Raw genomic sequence first — 19,992 nt, forward strand, 5'->3', positions numbered from 1 at the left:
GCACCGGACTCCACGACGGGCAGACCGCCTCAATGCCCGCCTTCGGCCGCCAGCTTGTCCAGGTCGATGCCCTGCCGGCGCAGGGTGCGGGCGGCGGCGATGGCGTAGAACGCCAGGTAGGCGAAGCACAGCACGCCGACGACGAAGCTGTAATGCACGCCGACCTTGTCGGCGAGCGCGCCCTGCGCCCAGCTGACCAGCCCGCCGCCCATGATCATCATGATCAGCAGGCTGCTGCCCTGGTTGGTGGTGTTGCCCAGGCCGGTGATGGCCAGGGTGAAGATGCACGGCCACATCGTGCTGCAGAACAGGCCGACGCTGATGAAGGCGATCACGCTGGTCATGCCGGTGGTGAACATGCCGACCAGCTGCGCGGCGATGCCGCACAGGGCGAAGTACAGCAGCATGCGCGACGGGTTGCCCCTGCTCGCCAGCGTGGCCAGGATCATCAGCACGATCACCGGCGCGTAGTGGTAGAACTGCGAGGCGTCGTGGCCGGAGATCGCGTTGACCGCCAGGTACACGCCGAAGGCGACGAACGGCAGCACCAGCATCAGCACCTTCTTGGCGCTGGCGCTCACGTCGAACGCGCCCACCGCGCCGCCCCAGCGGCCGATCATCAGGCTCGCCCAGTACAGCGACACGAACGGCGCGATCAGCGCGGTCTCGATGCCCAGCCCGCCCTTCTCCACCGGCAGCTCCAGGTAGGCCGGCAGGTTGTCGATGGTGGAAACCTCCACGCCGACGTAGAGGAAGATGCCGATCATGCCCATGACCAGCTGCGGATAGGCCAGCGCCGACTTGCGGTGGATCAGCTTGCTGCTGTCCTGCGCCTCGGTCGCGGACAGTTTTTCCAGGTCGATGTGGTTGGGCACCGAGGAGAACTTCAGGAACAGCGCCACCAGCACGAAGGCCGCGCCCAGCACCAGGTAGGGCGTCTTGACGCTTTCGATGCTGGCTTCGGTATTGCCGGTGGCGACGCTGCCGAAGATGGCGATGCTCACCAGCAGCGGGCCGACGGTGGTACCCAGGTTGTTGACGCCGCCGGCCATGGTCAGGCGCTGCGAGCCGGTGGCCGGGTCGCCCATGATGATGGCCAGCGTGTTGGCGGCGATCTGCTGCAGCGAGAAGCCCAGGCCGACGATGAACAGTCCTGACAGCATCAGGTTGAACGAGCCCAGGTTGGCCGCCGGGTAGAACAGCAGCGCGCCCAGCGCCGAGATCAGCAGGCCGACGCAGATGCCGTTCTTGTAGCCGATGCGGTTGAGCACATCCACGCCCATCGCCTTGGAGACGCCCGCGTAGATCAGCGAGCCGACCGTGTAGGCGACGTAGAACGCGATCGCCACGTACATGCTCTGCGCCTGGGTCAGGTCGAAGGCTTTCTTGAACACCGGGATCAGGATGCCGTTGCTGGCGGCGACGAAGCCCCAGAAGAAGAACACCGTGATGAGTACACCGAACTGCGACCAGCGGGTTTTTTGGCTCATGGCTTTTCCGTCATGGCGGAACGTTGGCGTCATGCGTGGCGTTGCCCACGCGCATCCGCCACGCGGCGGCCGGCAACGGCCGGCCGCCACGGGCGGTCCATCCTGTCACATCAGAACTGGTAGCGCAGGCGCACGCCGTAGCTGCGCGGGTCGTTGAGGAAACGCACGTTGATGCCCGACCCGACCAGCGCCTTCTGCGAGATGTCGTTGTCCAGCAGGTTGTTGCCCCACGCCTCCACGCGCCAGTGCCCGTCCAGCGAGGTCAGGCCGATGCCGGCGTTGACCGTGGTGCGGGCGCGCTGGCGGTCGGGGAAGCCGGCCTGCTGCGCGGTTTCGACGCGGTCGGACACGATCTCGCCGGAGGCGGCGTCCTTCCTGATGAACTGCACGTCGCGGTTGTTGTACTGGGTCAGGTAGTAGGCCGAGCGGTACGAGGCCAGCACCTGCCAGTCCAGGGTGCCGAACGGCAGTTCCACGGTGTGCTGCAGGCGCGCGTTGAAGGTCAGCTTCGAGGCCAGCGGCAGTTCGTTGCCGGAAAGGTCGATCAGCGAGGTGGCGCCGCCGGCGTCGTAGTTCTGGCTGCGCACGTCGGCCACGACGCCTTCCTTGATCTCGCTGTCCATCCACAGGGCGTTGAGGTTCAGCATCACGTTGCCGGGGAAGCGCAGCACGCTCTCCAGCTCCACGCCGTACACGGCGGACTTGCCGACGTTGCGGTTGACCAGCGAGTAACCGGTGGCTTCGCCGGTGGTGGGGTTGGTGGCGATCACCGCCAGGTCCTGGAACACCTGGTCGCTGTAGTCGTAGTAGAAACCGCTGGCGTTGAAGGTGGAGCTGCGGCCCAGCATCTGGAACGAATTCTTGCTGCCGATCTCGTAGGCGACGATGGACTCGGGCTTGAACGTCTCCGGGATCTCCTGCGGATCGAAGGTGTCGTTGAAGCCGCCGGCCTTGTGGCCGCTGGAGATCAGGCCGTAGAGCAGGCTGTCGTCGGACACGTCGTATTCGAAGCCCACGCGCCAGTCGGTGAAGTTGAACTTGCTCCGGCCGAACTGCTGCGCCGGGATGCCGCTCACCTGCACCCAGTCCTTGTACGGGCAGTCGATGGTGTCGCCGCCGATGTCCGGGCGGTCCACGCAGCCGAAGGCGCCGCCGTTGGGCACGTTGCCGATCTGCTGCAGGAGGGTGTCGTTGCGGCCATGGGCCAGGATGCCCTGCAGCAGGAAGCGGGCCATGTCCGCCTGCGAGGTGATGTTGCTGACGTCGAAGTTGGGGCGCTTCATGAAGGCCGGCACGAAACCCGGTGTGCCGAGGCGGGTGGCGAAATCGCCGCCTTCGCCCGGCAGGCCCAGCGCCCAGTTGCCGCCGATGCCGTAGCGCGACTTTTCTTCCTGCGTGTAACGCAGGCCGCCCTTCAGGCGCAGGCGGTCGTTGATGTCGAAGGTGCCGTCGGCGAACGCGGCCGAGGAACGGCCGTTGACCTTGGGCATGGTGAACTCGGTACCTGAGTACCAGCTTCCCTTGTCCACCAGCGACAGGTAGCCGACCTGCTGGTCCTCGTTGAAGTGGAACAGGCCGGTGGTCCAGCGCAGGCGCGCGTCGTCGGCCGAGGACAGGCGCAGCTCATGGATATAGGACTGCGACTGGGTCATCCAGTACTGGGTGGAATAGTTGTCGTAATCGATGCCGCCCGGGTTGGTGGGCGAGACCGGATCGATGTTGCGGTCCGGCCACAGGATGCCTTCGCTCTGCGCGTTGGTCTGGCGGTAGTCGACGTCGCGGTAGCTGGCGTTGTACTCCAGCGCCACCGGGCCGAAGTCGTAGCTGACGTTGGTCTGCGCGCCCCAGTTGGTGCTGTCCAGCGTGCCCTGCGCGCCGCGGTAGACGACCTTGCGCAGGTCCACGTCGTCGGGCAGGTAGCCGGCCCTGGCAGCGGTGTAGACCGTGGCGCCCGGATAGCCGGTGCCGCCTTCCTTGCCCATGTCGGCCATGGCGAACACCGACAGCTTGTCGTCGGGCTGGTACAGGAAGGACACGCGCGCGCCGTGTTCGTCCTGGATGCCGGCCGGGTCGAGCGCCTGCATCCTGCCGGCGTTCTCGAACGACGAACCCTTCTCGACCTTGTAGCCGGCCACGCGGATCGCGGCCCAGCCGCCCAGCGGCATGTTCAGCGCGAACTCGCCGCCGCGGTGGTCGCGGTTGCCGGCCTCGGCCTGCACGTAGCCGCCGGACGATTCCAGGTCCGGGCGCTTGGTGATGATGTTCAGCGTGCCGGCCAGCGCGTTGCGGCCGCGCAGCGTGCCCTGCGGCCCCTTGTTGATCTCCACGCGCTCGACGTCGTAGAACATTCCGCCCAGGCCGCGCGGGCGCGGGATGTAGGCGCCGTTGATGTGCGGCGCGGCGCCCGGATCGCCCAGTTCGGTGTTGTTGGACGAGCCCACGCCACGGATGAAGATCTCCAGGTTGCCTTCCTGGTTGGCCATGCTCATGCCCGGCACCAGCGCCTGGATGTTGCGCAGCTCGTTGTTGATGCCCAGCGCGCGGGTGTCCTCGGCGGAGATCGCCTGCGCGGTGCCGGCGTACTTCTGCAGGTCCTGTTCGCGCCGCTCGACGGTGACGATGACCGCGTCGAGCGTGGAGGCGTCGCGTGCTTCGGTCTTGCCCTCCTCCTGCGCCGACTGCGCGGCGGCGGGCAATGCGGTGGCGGTGGTGATCAGTGCAGCGAAGATCGCGCGTGCAAGCGCGTGTTGCCGGCAGTGGCTGGCCATCTGGTCTCTCTCCCAAAGACTTTCGGAATGTTCATGACGGCGTCGTGGCCGGCGACGGTCGTTTTACGCGCCACCTGACAACGCTGTCAATCCGCCGGGCGGGCACAGCCCGCGCAAGGCCTCATGCCGCTGCAAGCCGCGGAACGGGAAGGGATTTCTCGCTGCAATGCAGCATGAAAACAGCAACGGACGGCGCGCGGCGATGTGCCGTGCGGCGCCCCGATGGGGCGGCCGCGGATCGGCGCCGGCGCGGATCAGTACAGCGTGCGCTGCTCCGCCGGCGGCGGGCTGTACTGGTATAGCCACGTTTCGGTGAGGGTCCTGCCGCCGCTGCGCAGGTACAGGCGGATGTCGATCTGCTGGGTGCCGCCGTCGGGCGGCACCAGGTCGAACATGGCGCGGTAGCCCTTGATCTCGCGCAGCGGGCGGGCGGAGACGACTTCCACGCGGCCGCGGCTGGTTTCCACCACCGCCTCGACCTCGGCCTTGTCGATCAGGCCGGCCAGTTCGCCGCCTTCGAAATCCACCGCGAAGCGCCAGGAGAAATACTCGCGCTTCTTGCCGATCACCCCGCCCAGCCCGGTGCGGCTGGCCACGCAGTGCGCCAGCGGCGGCCGCGCCGGCGGTTGCGCGCCCCAGTACAGCCGGTAGCCGACCAGCAGTTCCTGGCCCGGCTGCGGTTTCTGCTTCGGGTTCCAGAACGCGACGATGTTGTCGAAGGTCTCGTCGACCGTGGGGATCTCCACCAGCTGCACCGAGCCTTCGCCCCACTGCCCCTTCGGCTCCACCCACAGGCACGGGCGCTTCTCGTAGAACACGCCGTCGTCCTGGTAATGGTCGAAATCGCGGTCGCGCTGCAGCAGGCCGAAGCCGCGCGGGTTGTTGTCCACGAACATGTTGAAGCGCAGCTGCGCCGGGTTGCACAGCGGGCGCCAGATCCACTCGCCGGCGCCGTTCCACATCGACAGGCCGTCGGTGTCGTGGATTTCCGGGCGCCAGTCCCAGGCCATGCGGCGGTCGTTCTCGCCGACCTGGTACATGCTGGTGCACGGGGCGATGCCCAGCCGCTCGATTTCCCTGCGCGGGTACAGCGCGCTGTCGATGTCCATCAGCAGCACATCGCCGTTGGTGATGGCGAAGCGGTAGGCGCCGGCCACGCTCGGCGAATCGAGCAGGCCGTAGACCACGACGGTGTCCGAGTCGCGCGCCGGCTGCTCCAGGTAATAGGCGATGAAGTCCGGAAACTCCTCCGGCCTGCCCATGCCGGTGTCGATCGCCAGTCCACGCGCGGACTGGCCGTACTGGCCTTCCCGGCCCACCGCGCGGAAGTAGCTGGCGCCCAGGAAGGCGGCGAAGTCGCGCTCGGTATCGGTGCGGGAATTGAGGCGGAAGCCGGCGAAGCCCAGGTCCGCCGGCAGTCGCCCGCCCTGGATGCCGCTCCTGCCGTAGTCGAACGCGGCGCCGTCGTAGGCCAGTTCCTGCGCCTTGCCGTCGACCACGTCGAACATGCGTACCGGCGAATGGAAATACAGGCCCAGGTGGAAGAATTTGGCCTGGAATTTCCCGGGCTGGTCAGCCCACAGCGCATGGTCCTGGCGGTAGCGGATGGACTGGTACTGGTCCCAGTCCAGCGCTTCCACTTCCGGCGGCAGGCTGCGCTTGTGGCTGCGGTACGGCGCCTGCGCCAGCGCGCGCGCCTGGCCCTTCAGCGTGGCGAAGTCGAACGGCTGCGGCTGGCCGGTACGGCGCAGGCCCATCTGCCGGTCGGCGGCGGCGCAGGCCGGCAGCGCGGGCAGTCCGAAGGCGGCCAGGGCCAGCGAGGCGCGGCGGAGGAAGTCGCGTCGATCCATGCGGTCGTCCGGTAAGGGGTGGGCGGATGATAGGCAGGCGCGGGTGAATGGAGCGAGGAACGAGTGAAGCCGGCGCGATTCCCGCCTGCGCGGGAATGACGGCCCCTGCCTCCGCCGCTGCTCCAGCTGTTGCCTTCTCTCGTTCCTCGTTCCTCGTTCCTCTCCACTCGTTCCTCGCCCCATCACCGCTGGCAGTGCCCGCACCACACCGTGGCGCGCTGGCCGATGCTGGCGTGGCGCAGCGCGCGCCCGCAGCGCACGCAGGCCTCGCCTTCGCGGCCGTACACCGACAGTTCCTGCTCGAAATAGCCGGGCGCGCCGTCGGGGCTGATGAAGTCGCGCAGGGTGGTGCCGCCACGGGTGATGGCGTGGCCGAGGATGTCCTTCACCGCCGTGACCAGGCGCTGGTAGCGCTCGCGCGACACCTTGCCGGCCTCGCGCAGCGGATTGATGCCGGCCATGAACAGGCTTTCGGCGGCGTAGATGTTGCCGACGCCGACGACGATGCGCTGGTCCATCAGGAAGGTCTTGACCGGCGCGCTGCGGCCGCGGCTGCGCGCGAACAGGTAGCCGCCGTCGAACGCCGCGTCCAGCGGCTCGGGGCCGAGCCCGCGCAGCAGTTCGTGGGTCTCGCCCGGCGCCTGCCACAGCAGGCAGCCGAAGCGGCGCGGGTCGTTGAAGCGCAGCAGGCGCCCGTCCTCCAGGCTGATGTCGACGTGGTCGTGCGCGCGCACGGGCGTATCGCCGGGCAGCACGCGCAGGCTGCCGGACATGCCCAGGTGCAGCAGCGCGCTGCCGGCATCGGTATCCAGCAGCAGGTATTTGGCGCGGCGGCGGATCGCGGCGATGCGCTCGCCGGGCAGCGCGCGCTCGATCTCCGGCGGGATCGGCCAGCGCAGGTCCGGCCGGCGCAGGATCACGCCGTGGATGCGGCGCCCCTGCAGGTGGGGTTCCAGACCGCGGCGGGTGGTTTCTACTTCGGGAAGTTCGGGCATGCGGCGATTGTAGGTGCGGGGCCTGCCCCGCACACGGGCTGCGCTCCACCCCGACAGGGACCCACCTGGCTTGGGTTTCACCGGGAAGGCTTCAGGCGGGGCGAGCCCCGCATTTACGGCGGAAGCCGCTCCAGGCATCGCAGGTGCGGGGCTTGCCCCGCTCATGGGCTTTCCCGCAACGGCCCCATGCCGGGCAAACGCCGCATCCACGGCGGGAGAAGATCGTGAACAGTTTCCTGGACGTTTCCCCGCAGGGGTTCAGCGCGGCGGCGCCATCAGCTCGCGCGCGCTGAGGTAGCCGTCGCCATCGGCGTCCTGCCTGTGGAAGCGCTCGAGGATCACCTGCCTGTGCTGCTCGCGGGCGATCGGCCTGGCGCGATTGCCGGGCTGTTCTTCCGGCTCCAGCACGCCGTTGCCGTTGCGGTCCATGCGATCGAAGGCATACAGCATCCACTGCAGGTATTCGTCCGGGCTTACCCGGCCATCGCCGTCCAGGTCCATGCGGCGCAGGTAGTCGGCGGTGTCCTGCACCTGCGCCGCCGCGGCCCACGGCAGCATCGCCGCCAGCAGGAACGACAGACGCCGCGCGAGGCGGCGTCCATGCATGGAACCGGATGCGCGGCCGGTCACGCCGCGCTGAGCGAGTAACCCTTCAGCCGCGCCGCGTAGGCCTGCAGGGCGGCCACGCCGCTGGCTTCGGCTTCGTGGCACCACTGCTGCAGGTGCCGGAGCCGCTCGGCGGCGTCATGGGTACGCGCCTCCAGCAGCGCGGCCAGGCGCGCGCGGTGTTCGACCAGCACCTGGATGTTCGGGCGCTGGCTCACCCACTGCTGCAGCTGTTCGCGGCAGGCCGGCTTGAGCCAGCGGCCGTCGTTGACCAAGCCCTTGCGCATGCGCCGCGGCAGCAGCTTGCGCAGCTTGGCGCCGGCAGCGGCGGCTTCCTCGCGCAGGGCCGGGGCGAACACGTTGCGCTGGTAGTCGGTCATCGCCTGGAAACGGTGCGAGAGCAGCGCCTTGAGCGTGTCGGCGTCGGGCACGGCGATGTTCGGGCGTATGTCCATGGTCGGCGCCACGCGCAGCACCTTGGCCAGGCCCAGCGCCTGCAGCAGGCGGATCGCCTGCCAGCCGATGTCGAACTCCCAGCGGCGCATCGAGAACCGCGCCGAGCTTGGGAAGGCATGGTGGTTGTTGTGCAGCTCCTCGCCGCCGATCCAGAACGCCCACGGCGTCAGGTTGGTCGAGGTGTCGGCCGATTCGAAGTTGCGGTAGCCCCACCAGTGGCCCAGGCCGTTGACCACGCCGGCGGCCCAGAACGGAATCCACGCCATCTGGATCGCCCACAGGGCGATGCCCGGCAGGCCGAACAGCGCGAAGTTCAGCGCGAACAGCAACACCGGGCCGAGGTTGGCGTGCGGGGTGTAGAGGTGGCGCTCGATCCAGTCCTCCGGCGCACCGCGGCCGTACTGCTCGATGTCCGCGCGCATCGTGCGCGCCTCGCGGTACAGCTCCACGCCGCGCCAGAACACGCGGCCGATGCCCTTGGTCACCGGGCTGTGCGGGTCTTCGTCGGTTTCCACCTTGGCGTGGTGCTTGCGGTGGATGGCCACCCACTCGCGGGTGATCATCGAGGTGGTCAGCCACGTCCAGAAACGGAAGAAGTGCGAGACCAGCGGGTGGAAGTCCACGCCGCGATGGGCCTGGCTGCGGTGCAGGTACAGGGTCACCGCGAAGATGGTGAGCTGGGTGAACACCAGCAGCACCGCCAGCATGCCCCACCAGCCCAGGCCGGCGACGCCGCCGGTGAGGAAGTCGAGGAGGGTGTCGGACATCGCGGAACTCCAGGCTGTTTCGGTGACGGATGAAACCGTGGATACACATGATGGGGCCTGCCGCGGCAAACTTCATCCACCCGGGCCCCGACTTTGGTCCAATCCTTCAGCTGCCCGCCACCGCCGACCCCGCCTGAATGATGTCCACCGCACCCGCCGCCATCGCGGCCCCCCTGATCGAACTGGACCATGCCTGCGTCATCCGCGGCCAGGTGCGGGTCCTGCACGAACTGAACCTGCGCATCGAACAGGGCCAGCACACCGCGATCCTGGGGCCCAACGGCTGCGGCAAGTCCTCGTTCATAAAACTGATCACGCGCGAGCTGTACCCGCTGGCGCGCGCCGACGGCCACGTGCCGGTGCGGGTGATGGGGCAGACCCGCTGGCAGGTGGACCGGCTGCGCTCGCAGCTGGGCATCGTCACCGGCGACCTGTCCAGCAACCTGTGCGACATGCCCGGGCTGGGCGTGGAGGAGGCGGTGATCTCCGGTTTCTTCGCCAGCTACGTGGTGCCGGCGCACCGCGACGTCACCGACAGCATGCGCGAGCGGGCACGCCACGCGCTTGAACTGGCCCGCGCCTCGTCGCTGCTGGGCCGCAGCTATGCCGAACTGTCCGCCGGCGAGACCCGCCGCGTGCTGATCGCCCGCGCGCTGGTCAACCAGCCGCGCGCGCTGCTGCTGGACGAACCCTCCACCGGGCTGGACCTGGTCTCTCGCCAGCACCTGATCGACACCATGCGCCACCTCGCCGCCCAGGGCATCACCCTGGTGCTGGTCACCCACCACATCGAGGAAGTGATCCCGGAGATCCAGCGCGTGGTGCTGATGAAGGGCGGGCGCATCTTCGCCGACGGCCTGCGTGGCGAGCTGCTGCGCGCCGGCCCGCTGTCGGAGGTGTTCGGCGGCCCGATCGACGTGCGCGAGGACGACGGCCGGCTGACCGCCTGGGCCCGCGCCGTTTAGGTAGGCCGCGGCATCGGTGCGATGATGCCGGCCTGTTCCGCCGATCCATGCCCCGCGATGTCCCGTTCCCCGTTTCCGCTGCGCCTGGGCGCGGCCTTCGTCCTGGCCGCCGCGCTCGGCGCCTGCGCCAGCGCGCCCGCCCCCGTCGCCACCGGCCACCGCGAAATCCCCGCATCGGCGCCGACCGGCTACCTGCAGGGCGACGCGATCCCCGACAGCCTGGCGCTCAGCCCCGCACCACCGGCGCCGGGTTCGGCCTGGGCCGCGCTGGATGAAGCCGTCGCCCGCCAGGCCATCGCGCTGCGCGACAGCGCGCGCTTCGGCCAGGCCCACGCCGATGCCGACCTGCGCTTCCCCACCGGTGCCGGGCAGTTCAGCTGCGCGCTCGGGGTGCCGGTGGATGCGACGCACACGCCGGTCCTGTATCGCCTGCTGCAGCGCAGCCTGATCGATGCCAGCGCGGCGACCCGCGCGGCCAAGAACCACTACCGGCGGCCGCGCCCGTTCATGGTCAACGGCCAGCCGACCTGCACGCCCGACGACGAACCGCACCTGCGCGGCAGCGGCTCCTATCCGTCGGGCCACACCGCCATTGGCTGGGCCTGGGCGCTGATCCTGTCGGAAATCGCCCCGGAACGCGCCACCGCGCTGCTCGAACGCGGCCGCAACTACGGCCACAGCCGGCTGGTATGCAACGTGCACTGGTACAGCGACGTGCAGCAGGGCCAAGCGATGGGCGCGGCCGCGGTCGCGCGCCTGCACGACAACGCCGAATTCCGCGCCGACCTGGCCGCGGCGCGGCGCGAGATCGCCGCCGCACGCGCGCAGGCACTGCCCGTGCCGCGCGACTGCGCCGCCGAAAACGCCGTGCTGAAAACCGACCTGTCCGAAGCGCGCTGACCGCCGCCCCCGTAGGAGCGGCTTCAGTCGCGAAGGGGCTGCACCGGGAATGCTCCTTCGCGACTGAAGTCGCTCCTACAGGCGTCGTGACCACCGGTTTCAGGCGTTACCGCGCGCGGCGGCATCGGCCGGAGCGGCTAGAGTGGGCCGCTCATCCATACCGGGGCCTTCCATGTCCGCACCCCACCGCCGCCTGCGCGCCCTGCTGGCGACCGCGCTGCTCGCCTTCGCCGCCGCCACGCAGGCGCAGCCCTTCCGCCTGATCGGCTACGTGACCGACGGCACGGCGCCGCCGCAGCTGCCGGCCGCGCAGCTGGACGTGGTCAACTTCGCCTTCGCCAAGGTCGCGCCCGACGGCAGCGTCTACCTGCCCGACAAGGTCGATCCGGCGCACGTGCACGCGCTCGTCGCCCATCGCGCCGACAACCCGGCGCTGAAGATCGTGCTGTCCATCGGCGGCTGGGGCGCCGGCAACTTCTCCGAGGCCGCCGCCACCGACGAAGCGCGCGCGCGTTTCATCGACAGCGGCATCGCCCTGCTGCGGCGCTTCGACCTGGACGGCCTGGACATCGACTGGGAATACCCGACCCTGGGCGACGCCGACATCAGCCACAGCCCGGACGACCGCCGCAATTTCACCCTGCTGCTGGAAGCGCTGCGCGCCCGCCTGGACCGCGAGGGCGGCAAGCGCCACTACCTGCTGACCATCGCCGCGGCCGAGGGCCGTTTCGCCGAGGGCCTGGAACTGCCGCGCATCGCCCGGTCGCTGGACTGGATCAACCTGATGACCTACGACTTCCACGGCAGCCTGACCCCGACCACCGGCCACCAGAGCGGGCTGGCGCGCTCGGCGCTGGCGCCGGCCGACGAACGCACCACCGAGGGCGCGGTGCGCTACTTCCTGGAGGCCGGCGTGCCGGCGGGCAAGATCAACGTCGGCGTGCCGTTCTACGGCCGCCGCTTCGGCGACGTGGAGCCGGTGGATGCCGGCCTGTACCGGAAGTTCGCCAGCGAAGGCGGCTTCATCGACTGGGGCGAGATCGTGCGCAGCCGCCTCGGCGCACCCGGCTGGGAACGCCACTGGGATGCGCAGGCGCAGGTGCCGTGGCTTTGGAATCCCACTACGCGGCAGCTGATCACCTACGACGACCCGCAGTCGCTGGCGATCAAGGCCGACTACGTCAAACGCAACAGGCTCGGCGGCATCATGTACTGGGAACACCGGCTGGACGACGGCCAGCTGCTGGACGTGCTGCACAAGGCGCTGCACGACACCGGCCGTTGAAGCCCGTAGGAGCGGCTTCAGCCGCGAAGAGGCTCTCCCGGTAAAGCCCCTTCGCGGCTGAAGCCGCTCCTACAGGTGCGCCGCTTACGCCGCCAGGCGCAGGCTGCTGCCCAGGTTGAACGCCGATACCGACTGCAGCAGGCTCTGCGCGCGGTCGCGCAGCGAAGTCGCCGCCGCCGCCACTTCCTCCACCAGCGCCGCGTTGCTCTGGGTCACTTCGTCCATCTGCGTGGTGGACTGCGCCACCTGGCTGATGCCGCTGCTCTGCTCGCGGCTGGCCAGCAGGATCTCGGACATGATCGCGGTCACGCCGCCGATGCCGGTGACGATCTCGTCCATCGCATCGCCGACCCGGTGCACGCGCTCGGTGCCGTTTTCCGCCTTGGCCACCGCGTCGGTGATCAGGTTCTTGATGTCCTTGGCCGCTTCGGCCGAACGCTGCGCCAGGCTGCGCACCTCCGAGGCCACCACCGCGAAGCCGCGGCCGTGCTCGCTGGCGCGCGCCGCCTCCACCGCGGCGTTGAGCGCCAGGATGTTGGTCTGGAAGGCGATGCCGTCGATGACGCCGATGATCTCGGCGATCTGCCGCGAGCTCTGCGCGATCTCGTCCATGGTGACGATCGACGCCTTGACGATCTCGCCGCCGCGGGCGGCCACGTCGGTGGCGGAGCTGGTGATGTCGCCGGCGCGGGCCACGCGCAGTTCGTTGTCGCGCACGGTGGAGGTCAGCTCCTCCATGCTGGCGGCGGTCTCTTCCAGGTTGGCCGCCAGGGTTTCGGTGCGCGCGGACAGGTCCTGGTTGCCGTTGGCGATCTCGGTGGTGGCCAGCCCGATCTGGTCGGCGTCGTCCTTGATCTGCTGGACCAGGCGGTGCAGGTTGGCGACGGTGGCGTTCATGCCCGTGCGCACCTGGCCGAACAGGCCGGGGTAGTCGGTGTCGATGCGCTGGGTCAGGTCGCCCTGGGCCAGCGCCTGGGCGACCCGCAGCACGTCACGCAGGCCGGAGTCGGTGGTGACGGACAGCTGGTTGAGCAGGCGGCCGATCTCCTGGCCGAAGCCCTGCTTGCCGTCCAGCTCGATGCGGCGGCTGAAATCGCCCTGCCCGGCGCTGTCGGCCAGGGTGCGGATCTCGTCGACCAGGCCGGCCAGCACCGCGACGGTGTGGTTGACCGCGCTGGCGGTGTGGCCGAACAGGCCCGGGTAGTCCTGCCCGATCTTCTGCGAGAGGTCGCCCGCCGACAGCGCGCCGGACACGCGGCTGATGTCCTGCAGCCCGGCTTCGGTCACGTCGGACAGTTCGTTGAGCAGGCCGGCGATGTCCTTCATGAAGCCGGCGCGGCCGGCGCTGTCCATTTTGACGCTGAAGTCGCCGCGGCGCACCGCCGCCTCGGCCATGGACTGGATGTCGGCCACGATGGATTTCAGGCTGCCCTGCATGGCGCGCAGCGAGTGCACCAGGCTGGAGGTGTCGCCCGGGCGCAGCGCGATGGGCGTCTGCAGGTCGCCGTTGGCGATGCGCTCCACCGCCTTGACCACGTCCTGCGGCTCGCCGCCGAGCTGGCCGATGATGCGCCGGAAGGCGAACAGCAGCGCGCCCAGCAGCACCACCAGGGCGGCCACGATCGAGCTCACGGCGATGCCGGTCCACAGGCCGTTGGCCTTCTCCGCCGCCAGCACCTGGCCTTCGGTGCGCTGGTCCAGCAGCACGAAGAACTCGCCGATCGGCTTCATGATCGCGGCCTTGGTGTCCTGGTAGGCCTGGTCGTGCATCAGCGCGCGCGCGCGTTCCAGGTCCGGTTCGCCCGCCAGGGTGAAGCCGCCGTTGCCGTCGTCGTACTGGCCCTTGACCATGTGCATGGCCGCGTTTTCCACCTTGGCCAGTTCGTTGGACAGGTCCTCGGCCTGCTTGAGCTTGGCGAACTCGGCGGCGGTGAAGCCGGCCTTCTCCATCAGCTTCTGCAGCGACACCGCCTGGCCGTCCGCGCGCGCCTTGCTGCCGTTGCGGACCGCGACGATGTCGGCGTAGGCCTGCTCGTTGCGCTCGTCGCCGGTGACGACATAGATGCGCGCCAGCCGGGTGAGGTCGTCCGAGCTCTGGCGCAGTTCGTCGGCCAGCAGGTAGGAGTCGTAGCGCGACTGCTGGGCCGCCTTGAGCCGGGCCGAGGTCGCCTTGACCTCGAAGATGGAAGCGAACACCAGGCCGAGGATGACCAGGGTGACGGCGAACAGACTGATGAACAGCGTTTTGATCGACACGAAGTTCCCCTTGAATGAGTGGACGCCCTGACTCATTCCGTCGCCACCGGCCCGCTTTCCCAGGGCGGACGGGGTGGCGCCTTCATGGCTGCCTGTTCAGCAGCCAACCGAGCATGGCGGCTTTGCCAAGTACTGCGCGGCATGGCCTCCAGCCCTCCCCCGCGGTGCGTGATCTATCGGCCTTGCGACCGGCCGCTTTAGCGGTGGATGGAAAGAAAGGAGCTGAACCGGAAGGCTGGTCGCCGGCACGCTGCCGGGGGCGTGGAAATGACCGCCGGCCTATGCCCTGGCGACGCCCGCGCGGCATAGACTTGGCTCCTTTCCCACCCAGGTCCGCCCATGAGCCAGTGGTACTTCCACACCCCCGGTCAACCCGACCGCGTCGGCCCGTTCGACGACGATGCCGCCCGCCGCCACGTACAGCTGCACCGCGACGCGCTGGCCTGGCGCGAAGGCATGCAGGGCTGGCAGCCGGCCGCGTCGCTGCCGGAGTTCGGCGGCCAGGCATCGCCGCCGCCCATGCCGCCGCCGGTCGGCGGCCGCCGCAACCGCGCCGACGACATCGACTTCCGCATCGTCGGCCACGAGATGCAGTTCGTGGAGATCGAACTGGACCCGGGCGAGAGCGCCGTCGCCGAGGCGGGCGCGCTGATGTACAAGGACGCCGCCGTGCAGATGGACACCGTGTTCGGCGACGGCCGCCACGAGAGCCAGGGCGCCGGGCTGATGGACAAGCTGCTGTCGGCCGGCAAGCGCGTGATCACCGGCGAAAGCCTGTTCGCCACGCTTTACACGCATACCGGCCAGGGCAAGGCGAAGGTCGCCTTCGCCGCGCCCTACCCCGGCACCGTGCTGCCGATGAAGCTCGACGAGCACGGCGGCAAGCTGATCTGCCAGAAGGACAGCTTCCTGGCCGGCGCGCGCGGCGTGCAGGTGGGCGTGCATTTCCAGCGCAAGGTGATGACCGGCCTGTTCGGCGGCGAGGGTTTCATCATGCAGAAGCTCGAGGGCGACGGCTGGGTGTTCGTACATGCCGGCGGCTGCGTGGTGGAGCGCGAGCTGGCCGCCGGCGAACGCATCGACGTGGATACCGGCTGCGTGGTCGCCTACCACGCCGGCGTGGACATGGACGTGCGCCGCGTGGCCGGCCTGAAGAGCATGTTCTTCGGCGGCGAGGGCGTATTCCTGGCCACCCTCACCGGCCCGGGCAAGGTGTGGTTGCAGTCGCTGCCGTTCTCGCGCCTGGCCGGACGCATGTACGCGGCCGCGCCGCAGGCCGGCGGCCAGAGCCGCGGCGAGGGCTCGGTGCTGGGCGGGCTGGGGCGCATCCTGGACGGGGACAACCGGTTCTGAGCGCCCGCGCCGTTGGCCCGCGGTTTGGCTGGTTGCCGCTATGCTTGCGCCCTTTCCCGCACACGCATTCATCATGAAGCCGCGCAACGCCCGCCTGCTGCTGTCCTTTTCGCTGTTTGGCCTGCTGGCTGCCTGCGGCGGCGAGAACACGCGGCCGTCCGGGCCGGCGCAGGCGGCGGTGCCGGGCGCGCCGGCCAGGCCGGTGAAGATCGGCGTGGCGCTGGGCGGCGGCGCGGCCAAGGGCTTCGCCCACATCGGCGTGATCAAGATGCTGGAGGCCAACGGCTTCGAGCCGGTGGTGGTGTCCGGCACCAGCGCCGGCAGCGTGGTCGGCGCGTTGTACGCCAGCGGCATGAACGCCTTCGACATGCAGCAGAAAGCGGTGTCGCTGGACCAGGCCAGCATCCGCGACGTGCGGCTGTTCTCCGGCGGCCTGATCCAGGGCCAGAAGCTGCAGGACTACGTCAACGCGCAGGTCGGCAACAAGCCGGCCGAGCAGTTGAAGAAGCCGTTCGCGGCCGTGGCCACGCAGCTGGAGAACGGCGAGCGCGCGGTGTTCGTGCGCGGCAACGTCGGCCAGGCAGTGCGTGCGTCCAGTTCGGTGCCGGGCGTGTTCGAGCCGGTCACCATCGGCGGCAAGACCTTCGTCGACGGCGGCGTGGTCAGCCCGGTGCCGGTGGACGCGGCGCGCCAGCTCGGCGCGGAGTTCGTCATCGCCGTGGACATTTCCAGCAAGGCCACCGGCCAGCGGCCGACCAGCCTGCTGGGCGCGGTGAACCAGTCCATCGCCATCATGGGCCAGCGCCTGGGCGAGCAGGAGCTGGCGCGCGCCGACGTGGTGATCCGTCCGCAGGTGCTGGACATCGGCGCGGCCGACTTCGAGCAGCGCGGCCGCGCCATCCTCGAAGGCGAGAAGGCGGCGATGGCGGCGATGCCGCAGATCCGCGCCGGCATCAACCGCCTGCGGCAGGCGCACGCGGCGGCGGCGCGCGATGCCGATGCGCGCGCCAGCGCCGCGGCGGCCGAAGCCTACCAGCGCTGCCTGGACGGCCGTTCGCGGCTGGACAAGCTGCGCGGCAAGGAAGGCGACTGCGCCGCACCGACGCGCTGAAGCGGCGAGCGGCGTTTATTCCGGCAGGTCGCCGGGAACCTCCGGGCGGATCTTCCTGGTGGCGGCTCCCGGTGCAGGTGCGGCCAGGGCATCGCCGGGAAGCGCGGGTGCGGCTGGCGTCGTCCCGGCAGACTGGCACGGACGCGAATGCCATCCCGGCCGGCCCGCTGTGGCGGGCCGGCGCGTCTTTGGAATGTGTTTCGGTGCGCGTCGGGTTTTCCGGTAAAGCTTCATCGCGCACTGAAGTGCGCTCCTGCGGTGCGCTCCGGCAATGGGTTCCTACGAGCGGGTGTACTGCAGCTGCACCCAGAACTTGTCGGCGTCGCGCGTGCGCAGCTCGTCGCTGCTGCGGTAGCGCGCGGCCTTGAGCAGCACGCCCAGGCCTTTCAGCTGCGGGATGGCGCGCTCCCACGACAGGTCGAACTCGCGGCCGTAGCGCCGGCTGCCGCGGTCGCTGCGGAAGTCGTGGTACACCGCCTGCGCCTTGCCGCCGGCAAGCGGCAGCGCCACGCCCGCGTAGGCATCGCGCAGGCCGTCGGCCGGGGTGGTCAGGAACTGGTCGGCCCAGCCCTGGAACGCGTGCTTGGTCGCCAGCGGCGTCTGGAAGGCGCGGTTGCCGGGACCGCCGCGGCCGGCGCCGAGCACTTCGTAGCCGAGCGTGCTCTTCACGTTTCCGGCGGCGTGGCTGGCTTCGCCCAGCCAGTAGCGGCTGTCCAGCGACCACGGATTGCCGTGGCCGTCGACCTGCCGCGCATGCTCCAGCACGTAGCCGAAGGCGCCGTGGCTGCCCTGCACGCGCAGGCCGGTGGTGTTGCCCGACAGCGTGCCGCGCGGCGCGCCCGCCGCCACCGCCACGTTCTCCAGGTCCAGGCGGTAGTGGTAACCGGTCAGCGCAAGCGCCGCGCCAGGCGCGAACCGCGCCTGCAGCAGATGGCTGTCGCCGTGGATGTTGGCCGGCGCGGTGAGGCTGGGCGCGGCCGGTTCGTCCGGGCCGAACACGGTGTTGATGTTGCCGATGTAGGCGTAGGTCAGTTTCCAGCGCGCGTCCGGGCGAAATTCAGCCATCGCGCCATCGTAGGTCTGCTCGTTCTGGCGCCAGCCCACGCCGCCGACGAAACGCTGGTTGTCGAGGTTGATGCGCTGCCGGCCGAACTGCACGTTGCCGCGCGCGCCGTCGTAGCGCAGCAGCGCCTGGTTGATCTCGGCGTAATCCGGGTCGGGCACCGCCGGATGACGCGTGCGGCCGTTGCGGGTGTCGTTGAAACGCTCGCCGTCCAGGTGCGCCACGCCATCGACCTCGCCCAGCGCCGACCAGCCATGCCAGCGCGCGGTGCGGTAGCCCAGCCGCGCGCGCAGGGTATGCGCATCGGCATCGCGGGCGGAACCATCCTGCGCGACATGCTCGTAGCGGTAGCGCAGGTCCAGCACCGGCGCGCCGCCGGCGTTGGCCGCCAGCGCCGGGGCGGCGGCCAGCAGCAGGGGCAGGGCGTGGAGGAGGCGGATCGACATGGCGGGCTCTCGTGTGGGGTGGCGCCATCCTCCGCGCCGCCTCCCACGGCCACCATGATGCGGATCAAGCCGGCATCGATCGCCACCTGTTCCAATACGCGGCTGCCCCGCCCGCTTCCACGCCGGCCGGCATCAACCGCGGCCGAGCTGCGACAACGGCAGCGCGCGGAACTCCTTGACCGTGCGCAGCACGAAGCTGGAGTTGACGTCGGCCACGCCGGTGGCGTCGAGCAGCTTGTCGAGCAGGAACGCGGAGAAGTGGTCCAGGTCGCGCACGTAGATGTGCAGCAGGTAGTCCATGTCGCCGGTGAGCGCGTGGCAGGCCACCACCTCGTCCCACAGCTGCACCGCCTCGACGAAATGGCCGATCGCCGCCTGCCCGTGCTTGGACAGCTGCACGCGCACGAAGGCCTGCAGGCCCAGGCCGATGGCGCGCGGCTCCAGGCGCGCGCCGTAACCGGCGATCACGCCCTCGGCTTCCAGCCGCTGCACGCGGCGCAGGCAGGCCGAGGCCGACAGGTTCACCCGGGTAGCCAGTTCGGCATTGGTGGCGCGACCGTGCTGCTGGATTTCCGCCAGCAGGCGCAGATCGGTGCGGTCGAGGGAGACGGCATTCATTTGTTGCTCCGCAACATCGAATCGACGCAACAATGTTGCGCCATATCACGCGCTTGGCGCAATTTCGCACACCTGTTGCGCGGCCGGCTTTCTACCATCCGGGTGATCCACTTTCTGGAACACCGCCATGGACCTGTCCCCCCGCCGCGTAGAGCACCAGCAGACCGACAAGGGCTACGTGCCGGTCTACACCACCGCCGTGGTGGAGCAGCCGTGGGACGGCTACAGCGCCGACGACCACGGCACCTGGAGCACGCTGTACCGGCGCCAGCGCGAACTGCTGGTCGGCCGCGCCTGCCGGGAATTCCTCGATGCCCAGGACGAGATGGGCATGAGCGAGCACATGATCCCGCGCTTCGACCAGCTCAACGAAGTGCTCGGCGCAGCCACCGGCTGGACCCTGGTGGGCGTGGAAGGCCTGCTGCCGGAGCTCGACTTCTTCGAGCACCTGGCCAACCGCCGCTTCCCGGTGACGTGGTGGATCCGCCGCCCCGACCAGATCGACTACATCGCCGAACCGGACCTGTTCCACGACCTGTTCGGCCACGTGCCGCTGCTGATGAACCCGGTGTTCGCCGACTACATGGCCGCCTACGGACGCGGCGGCGTCAAGGCGCATGCCATCGGCCCGGACGCGCTGCAGAACCTCACCCGCCTGTACTGGTACACGGTGGAGTTCGGCCTGATCGACACCGCCGAGGGCCTGCGCATCTATGGCGCCGGCATCGTCTCGTCCAAGGGCGAATCGCTGTACTCGCTGGAATCGGCCGCGCCCAACCGGATCGGCTTCGACCTGGAGCGGATCATGCGCACGCGCTACCGCATCGATACCTTCCAGAAGACCTACTTCGTCATCGACAGCTTCGAGCAGCTGATGGCGGCGACCGAACCGGACTTCACCCCGATCTACGCGCGGCTCGCCGAGCAGGCGCACTTCCCGGCCGGCGACGTGCAGGACGGTGACCGTGTATTCCAGCGCGGCACCGGCGAAGGCTGGGCCGACGGCGGCGACGTCTGAGCCGACATCCGTAGGAGCGGCTTCAGCCGCGAAGGGGCTTCTGCC

Annotated in this window: 15 protein-coding genes; 6 read left to right on the forward strand and 9 right to left on the reverse strand. The window is 69.6% G+C overall.

The annotated features are described in order from the left end of the window. Window positions 1-29 precede the first annotated feature (29 nt). The 6 genes from ABTV91_RS02330 to ABTV91_RS02355 all read right to left on the reverse strand — a co-directional run bounded on the left by ABTV91_RS02330 (window position 30) and on the right by ABTV91_RS02355 (window position 8,932). Window positions 30-1,490 (reverse strand): MFS transporter, encoded by a 1,461-nt coding sequence (locus ABTV91_RS02330; protein WP_433853037.1) that lies wholly within the window; start codon window positions 1,488-1,490, stop codon window positions 30-32. A 110-nt stretch (window positions 1,491-1,600) separates the two neighbouring features. Further along, window positions 1,601-4,258 (reverse strand): TonB-dependent receptor, encoded by a 2,658-nt coding sequence (locus ABTV91_RS02335; RefSeq protein ID WP_433853038.1) that lies wholly within the window; start codon window positions 4,256-4,258, stop codon window positions 1,601-1,603. A gap of 254 nt (window positions 4,259-4,512) precedes the next feature. Continuing rightward, window positions 4,513-6,108, reverse strand: coding sequence for a glucan biosynthesis protein (locus ABTV91_RS02340; RefSeq protein WP_433853039.1), 1,596 nt, complete (start codon window positions 6,106-6,108; stop codon window positions 4,513-4,515). Window positions 6,109-6,290: 182 nt separating this feature from the next. Beyond that, window positions 6,291-7,103, reverse strand: coding sequence for a bifunctional DNA-formamidopyrimidine glycosylase/DNA-(apurinic or apyrimidinic site) lyase (gene mutM, locus ABTV91_RS02345; protein WP_433853040.1), 813 nt, complete (start codon window positions 7,101-7,103; stop codon window positions 6,291-6,293). Between the two features lie 258 nt (window positions 7,104-7,361). Beyond that, entirely contained in the window at window positions 7,362-7,709 is a 348-nt protein-coding gene (locus tag ABTV91_RS02350) for an EF-hand domain-containing protein (protein WP_433853041.1), read from the reverse strand. Window positions 7,710-7,729: 20 nt separating this feature from the next. Further along, window positions 7,730-8,932 carry a DesA family fatty acid desaturase gene (locus tag ABTV91_RS02355; RefSeq protein ID WP_433853042.1) on the reverse strand — a complete coding sequence of 401 codons (1,203 nt, stop codon included), beginning with the start codon at window positions 8,930-8,932 and terminating at the stop codon, window positions 7,730-7,732. 140 nt (window positions 8,933-9,072) lie between these two features. Between ABTV91_RS02355 and ABTV91_RS02360 the strand changes: the two genes are divergently transcribed. The 3 genes from ABTV91_RS02360 (at window position 9,073) to ABTV91_RS02370 (ending at window position 12,082) form a co-directional block, all read left to right on the forward strand. Then, window positions 9,073-9,897, forward strand: coding sequence for an ABC transporter ATP-binding protein (locus ABTV91_RS02360; RefSeq protein WP_433853043.1), 825 nt, complete (start codon window positions 9,073-9,075; stop codon window positions 9,895-9,897). 57 nt (window positions 9,898-9,954) lie between these two features. Beyond that, entirely contained in the window at window positions 9,955-10,797 is an 843-nt protein-coding gene (locus ABTV91_RS02365) for an acid phosphatase (RefSeq protein WP_433853044.1), read from the forward strand. A gap of 172 nt (window positions 10,798-10,969) precedes the next feature. Further along, entirely contained in the window at window positions 10,970-12,082 is a 1,113-nt protein-coding gene (locus tag ABTV91_RS02370) for a glycoside hydrolase family 18 protein (protein ID WP_433853045.1), read from the forward strand. A gap of 84 nt (window positions 12,083-12,166) precedes the next feature. On the opposite strand, the gene ABTV91_RS02375 is transcribed toward ABTV91_RS02370, so the two are convergent. Then, complete coding sequence (locus tag ABTV91_RS02375; protein ID WP_433853046.1) at window positions 12,167-14,338, reverse strand: methyl-accepting chemotaxis protein; 2,172 nt, start codon at window positions 14,336-14,338, stop codon at window positions 12,167-12,169. A gap of 339 nt (window positions 14,339-14,677) precedes the next feature. Between ABTV91_RS02375 and ABTV91_RS02380 the strand changes: the two genes are divergently transcribed. Further along, the gene (locus ABTV91_RS02380; protein WP_433853047.1) at window positions 14,678-15,691 is read left to right on the forward strand and encodes a TIGR00266 family protein; all 1,014 of its coding nucleotides are present in this window, start codon (window positions 14,678-14,680) and stop codon (window positions 15,689-15,691) included. 73 nt (window positions 15,692-15,764) lie between these two features. Continuing rightward, window positions 15,765-16,802, forward strand: coding sequence for a patatin-like phospholipase family protein (locus tag ABTV91_RS02385; protein ID WP_433853048.1), 1,038 nt, complete (start codon window positions 15,765-15,767; stop codon window positions 16,800-16,802). 279 nt (window positions 16,803-17,081) lie between these two features. On the opposite strand, the gene ABTV91_RS02390 is transcribed toward ABTV91_RS02385, so the two are convergent. Both ABTV91_RS02390 and ABTV91_RS02395 read right to left on the reverse strand, forming a co-directional pair. After that, the gene (locus tag ABTV91_RS02390; protein WP_433853049.1) at window positions 17,082-18,311 is read right to left on the reverse strand and encodes an alginate export family protein; all 1,230 of its coding nucleotides are present in this window, start codon (window positions 18,309-18,311) and stop codon (window positions 17,082-17,084) included. A 132-nt stretch (window positions 18,312-18,443) separates the two neighbouring features. Next, window positions 18,444-18,929: an Lrp/AsnC family transcriptional regulator gene (locus ABTV91_RS02395; protein ID WP_433853050.1), complete on the reverse strand. Its 486-nt coding sequence runs from the start codon at window positions 18,927-18,929 to the stop codon at window positions 18,444-18,446. A gap of 127 nt (window positions 18,930-19,056) precedes the next feature. Between ABTV91_RS02395 and phhA the strand changes: the two genes are divergently transcribed. Continuing rightward, a complete protein-coding gene (gene phhA, locus ABTV91_RS02400) occupies window positions 19,057-19,947 on the forward strand; it encodes a phenylalanine 4-monooxygenase (RefSeq protein WP_433853051.1) in 891 nt (296 codons plus the stop codon). Window positions 19,948-19,992: the final 45 nt, after the last annotated feature.

The sequence above is a fragment of the Stenotrophomonas nitritireducens genome (assembly GCF_050984405.1).
GTDB lineage: Bacteria > Pseudomonadota > Gammaproteobacteria > Xanthomonadales > Xanthomonadaceae > Stenotrophomonas > Stenotrophomonas nitritireducens_B.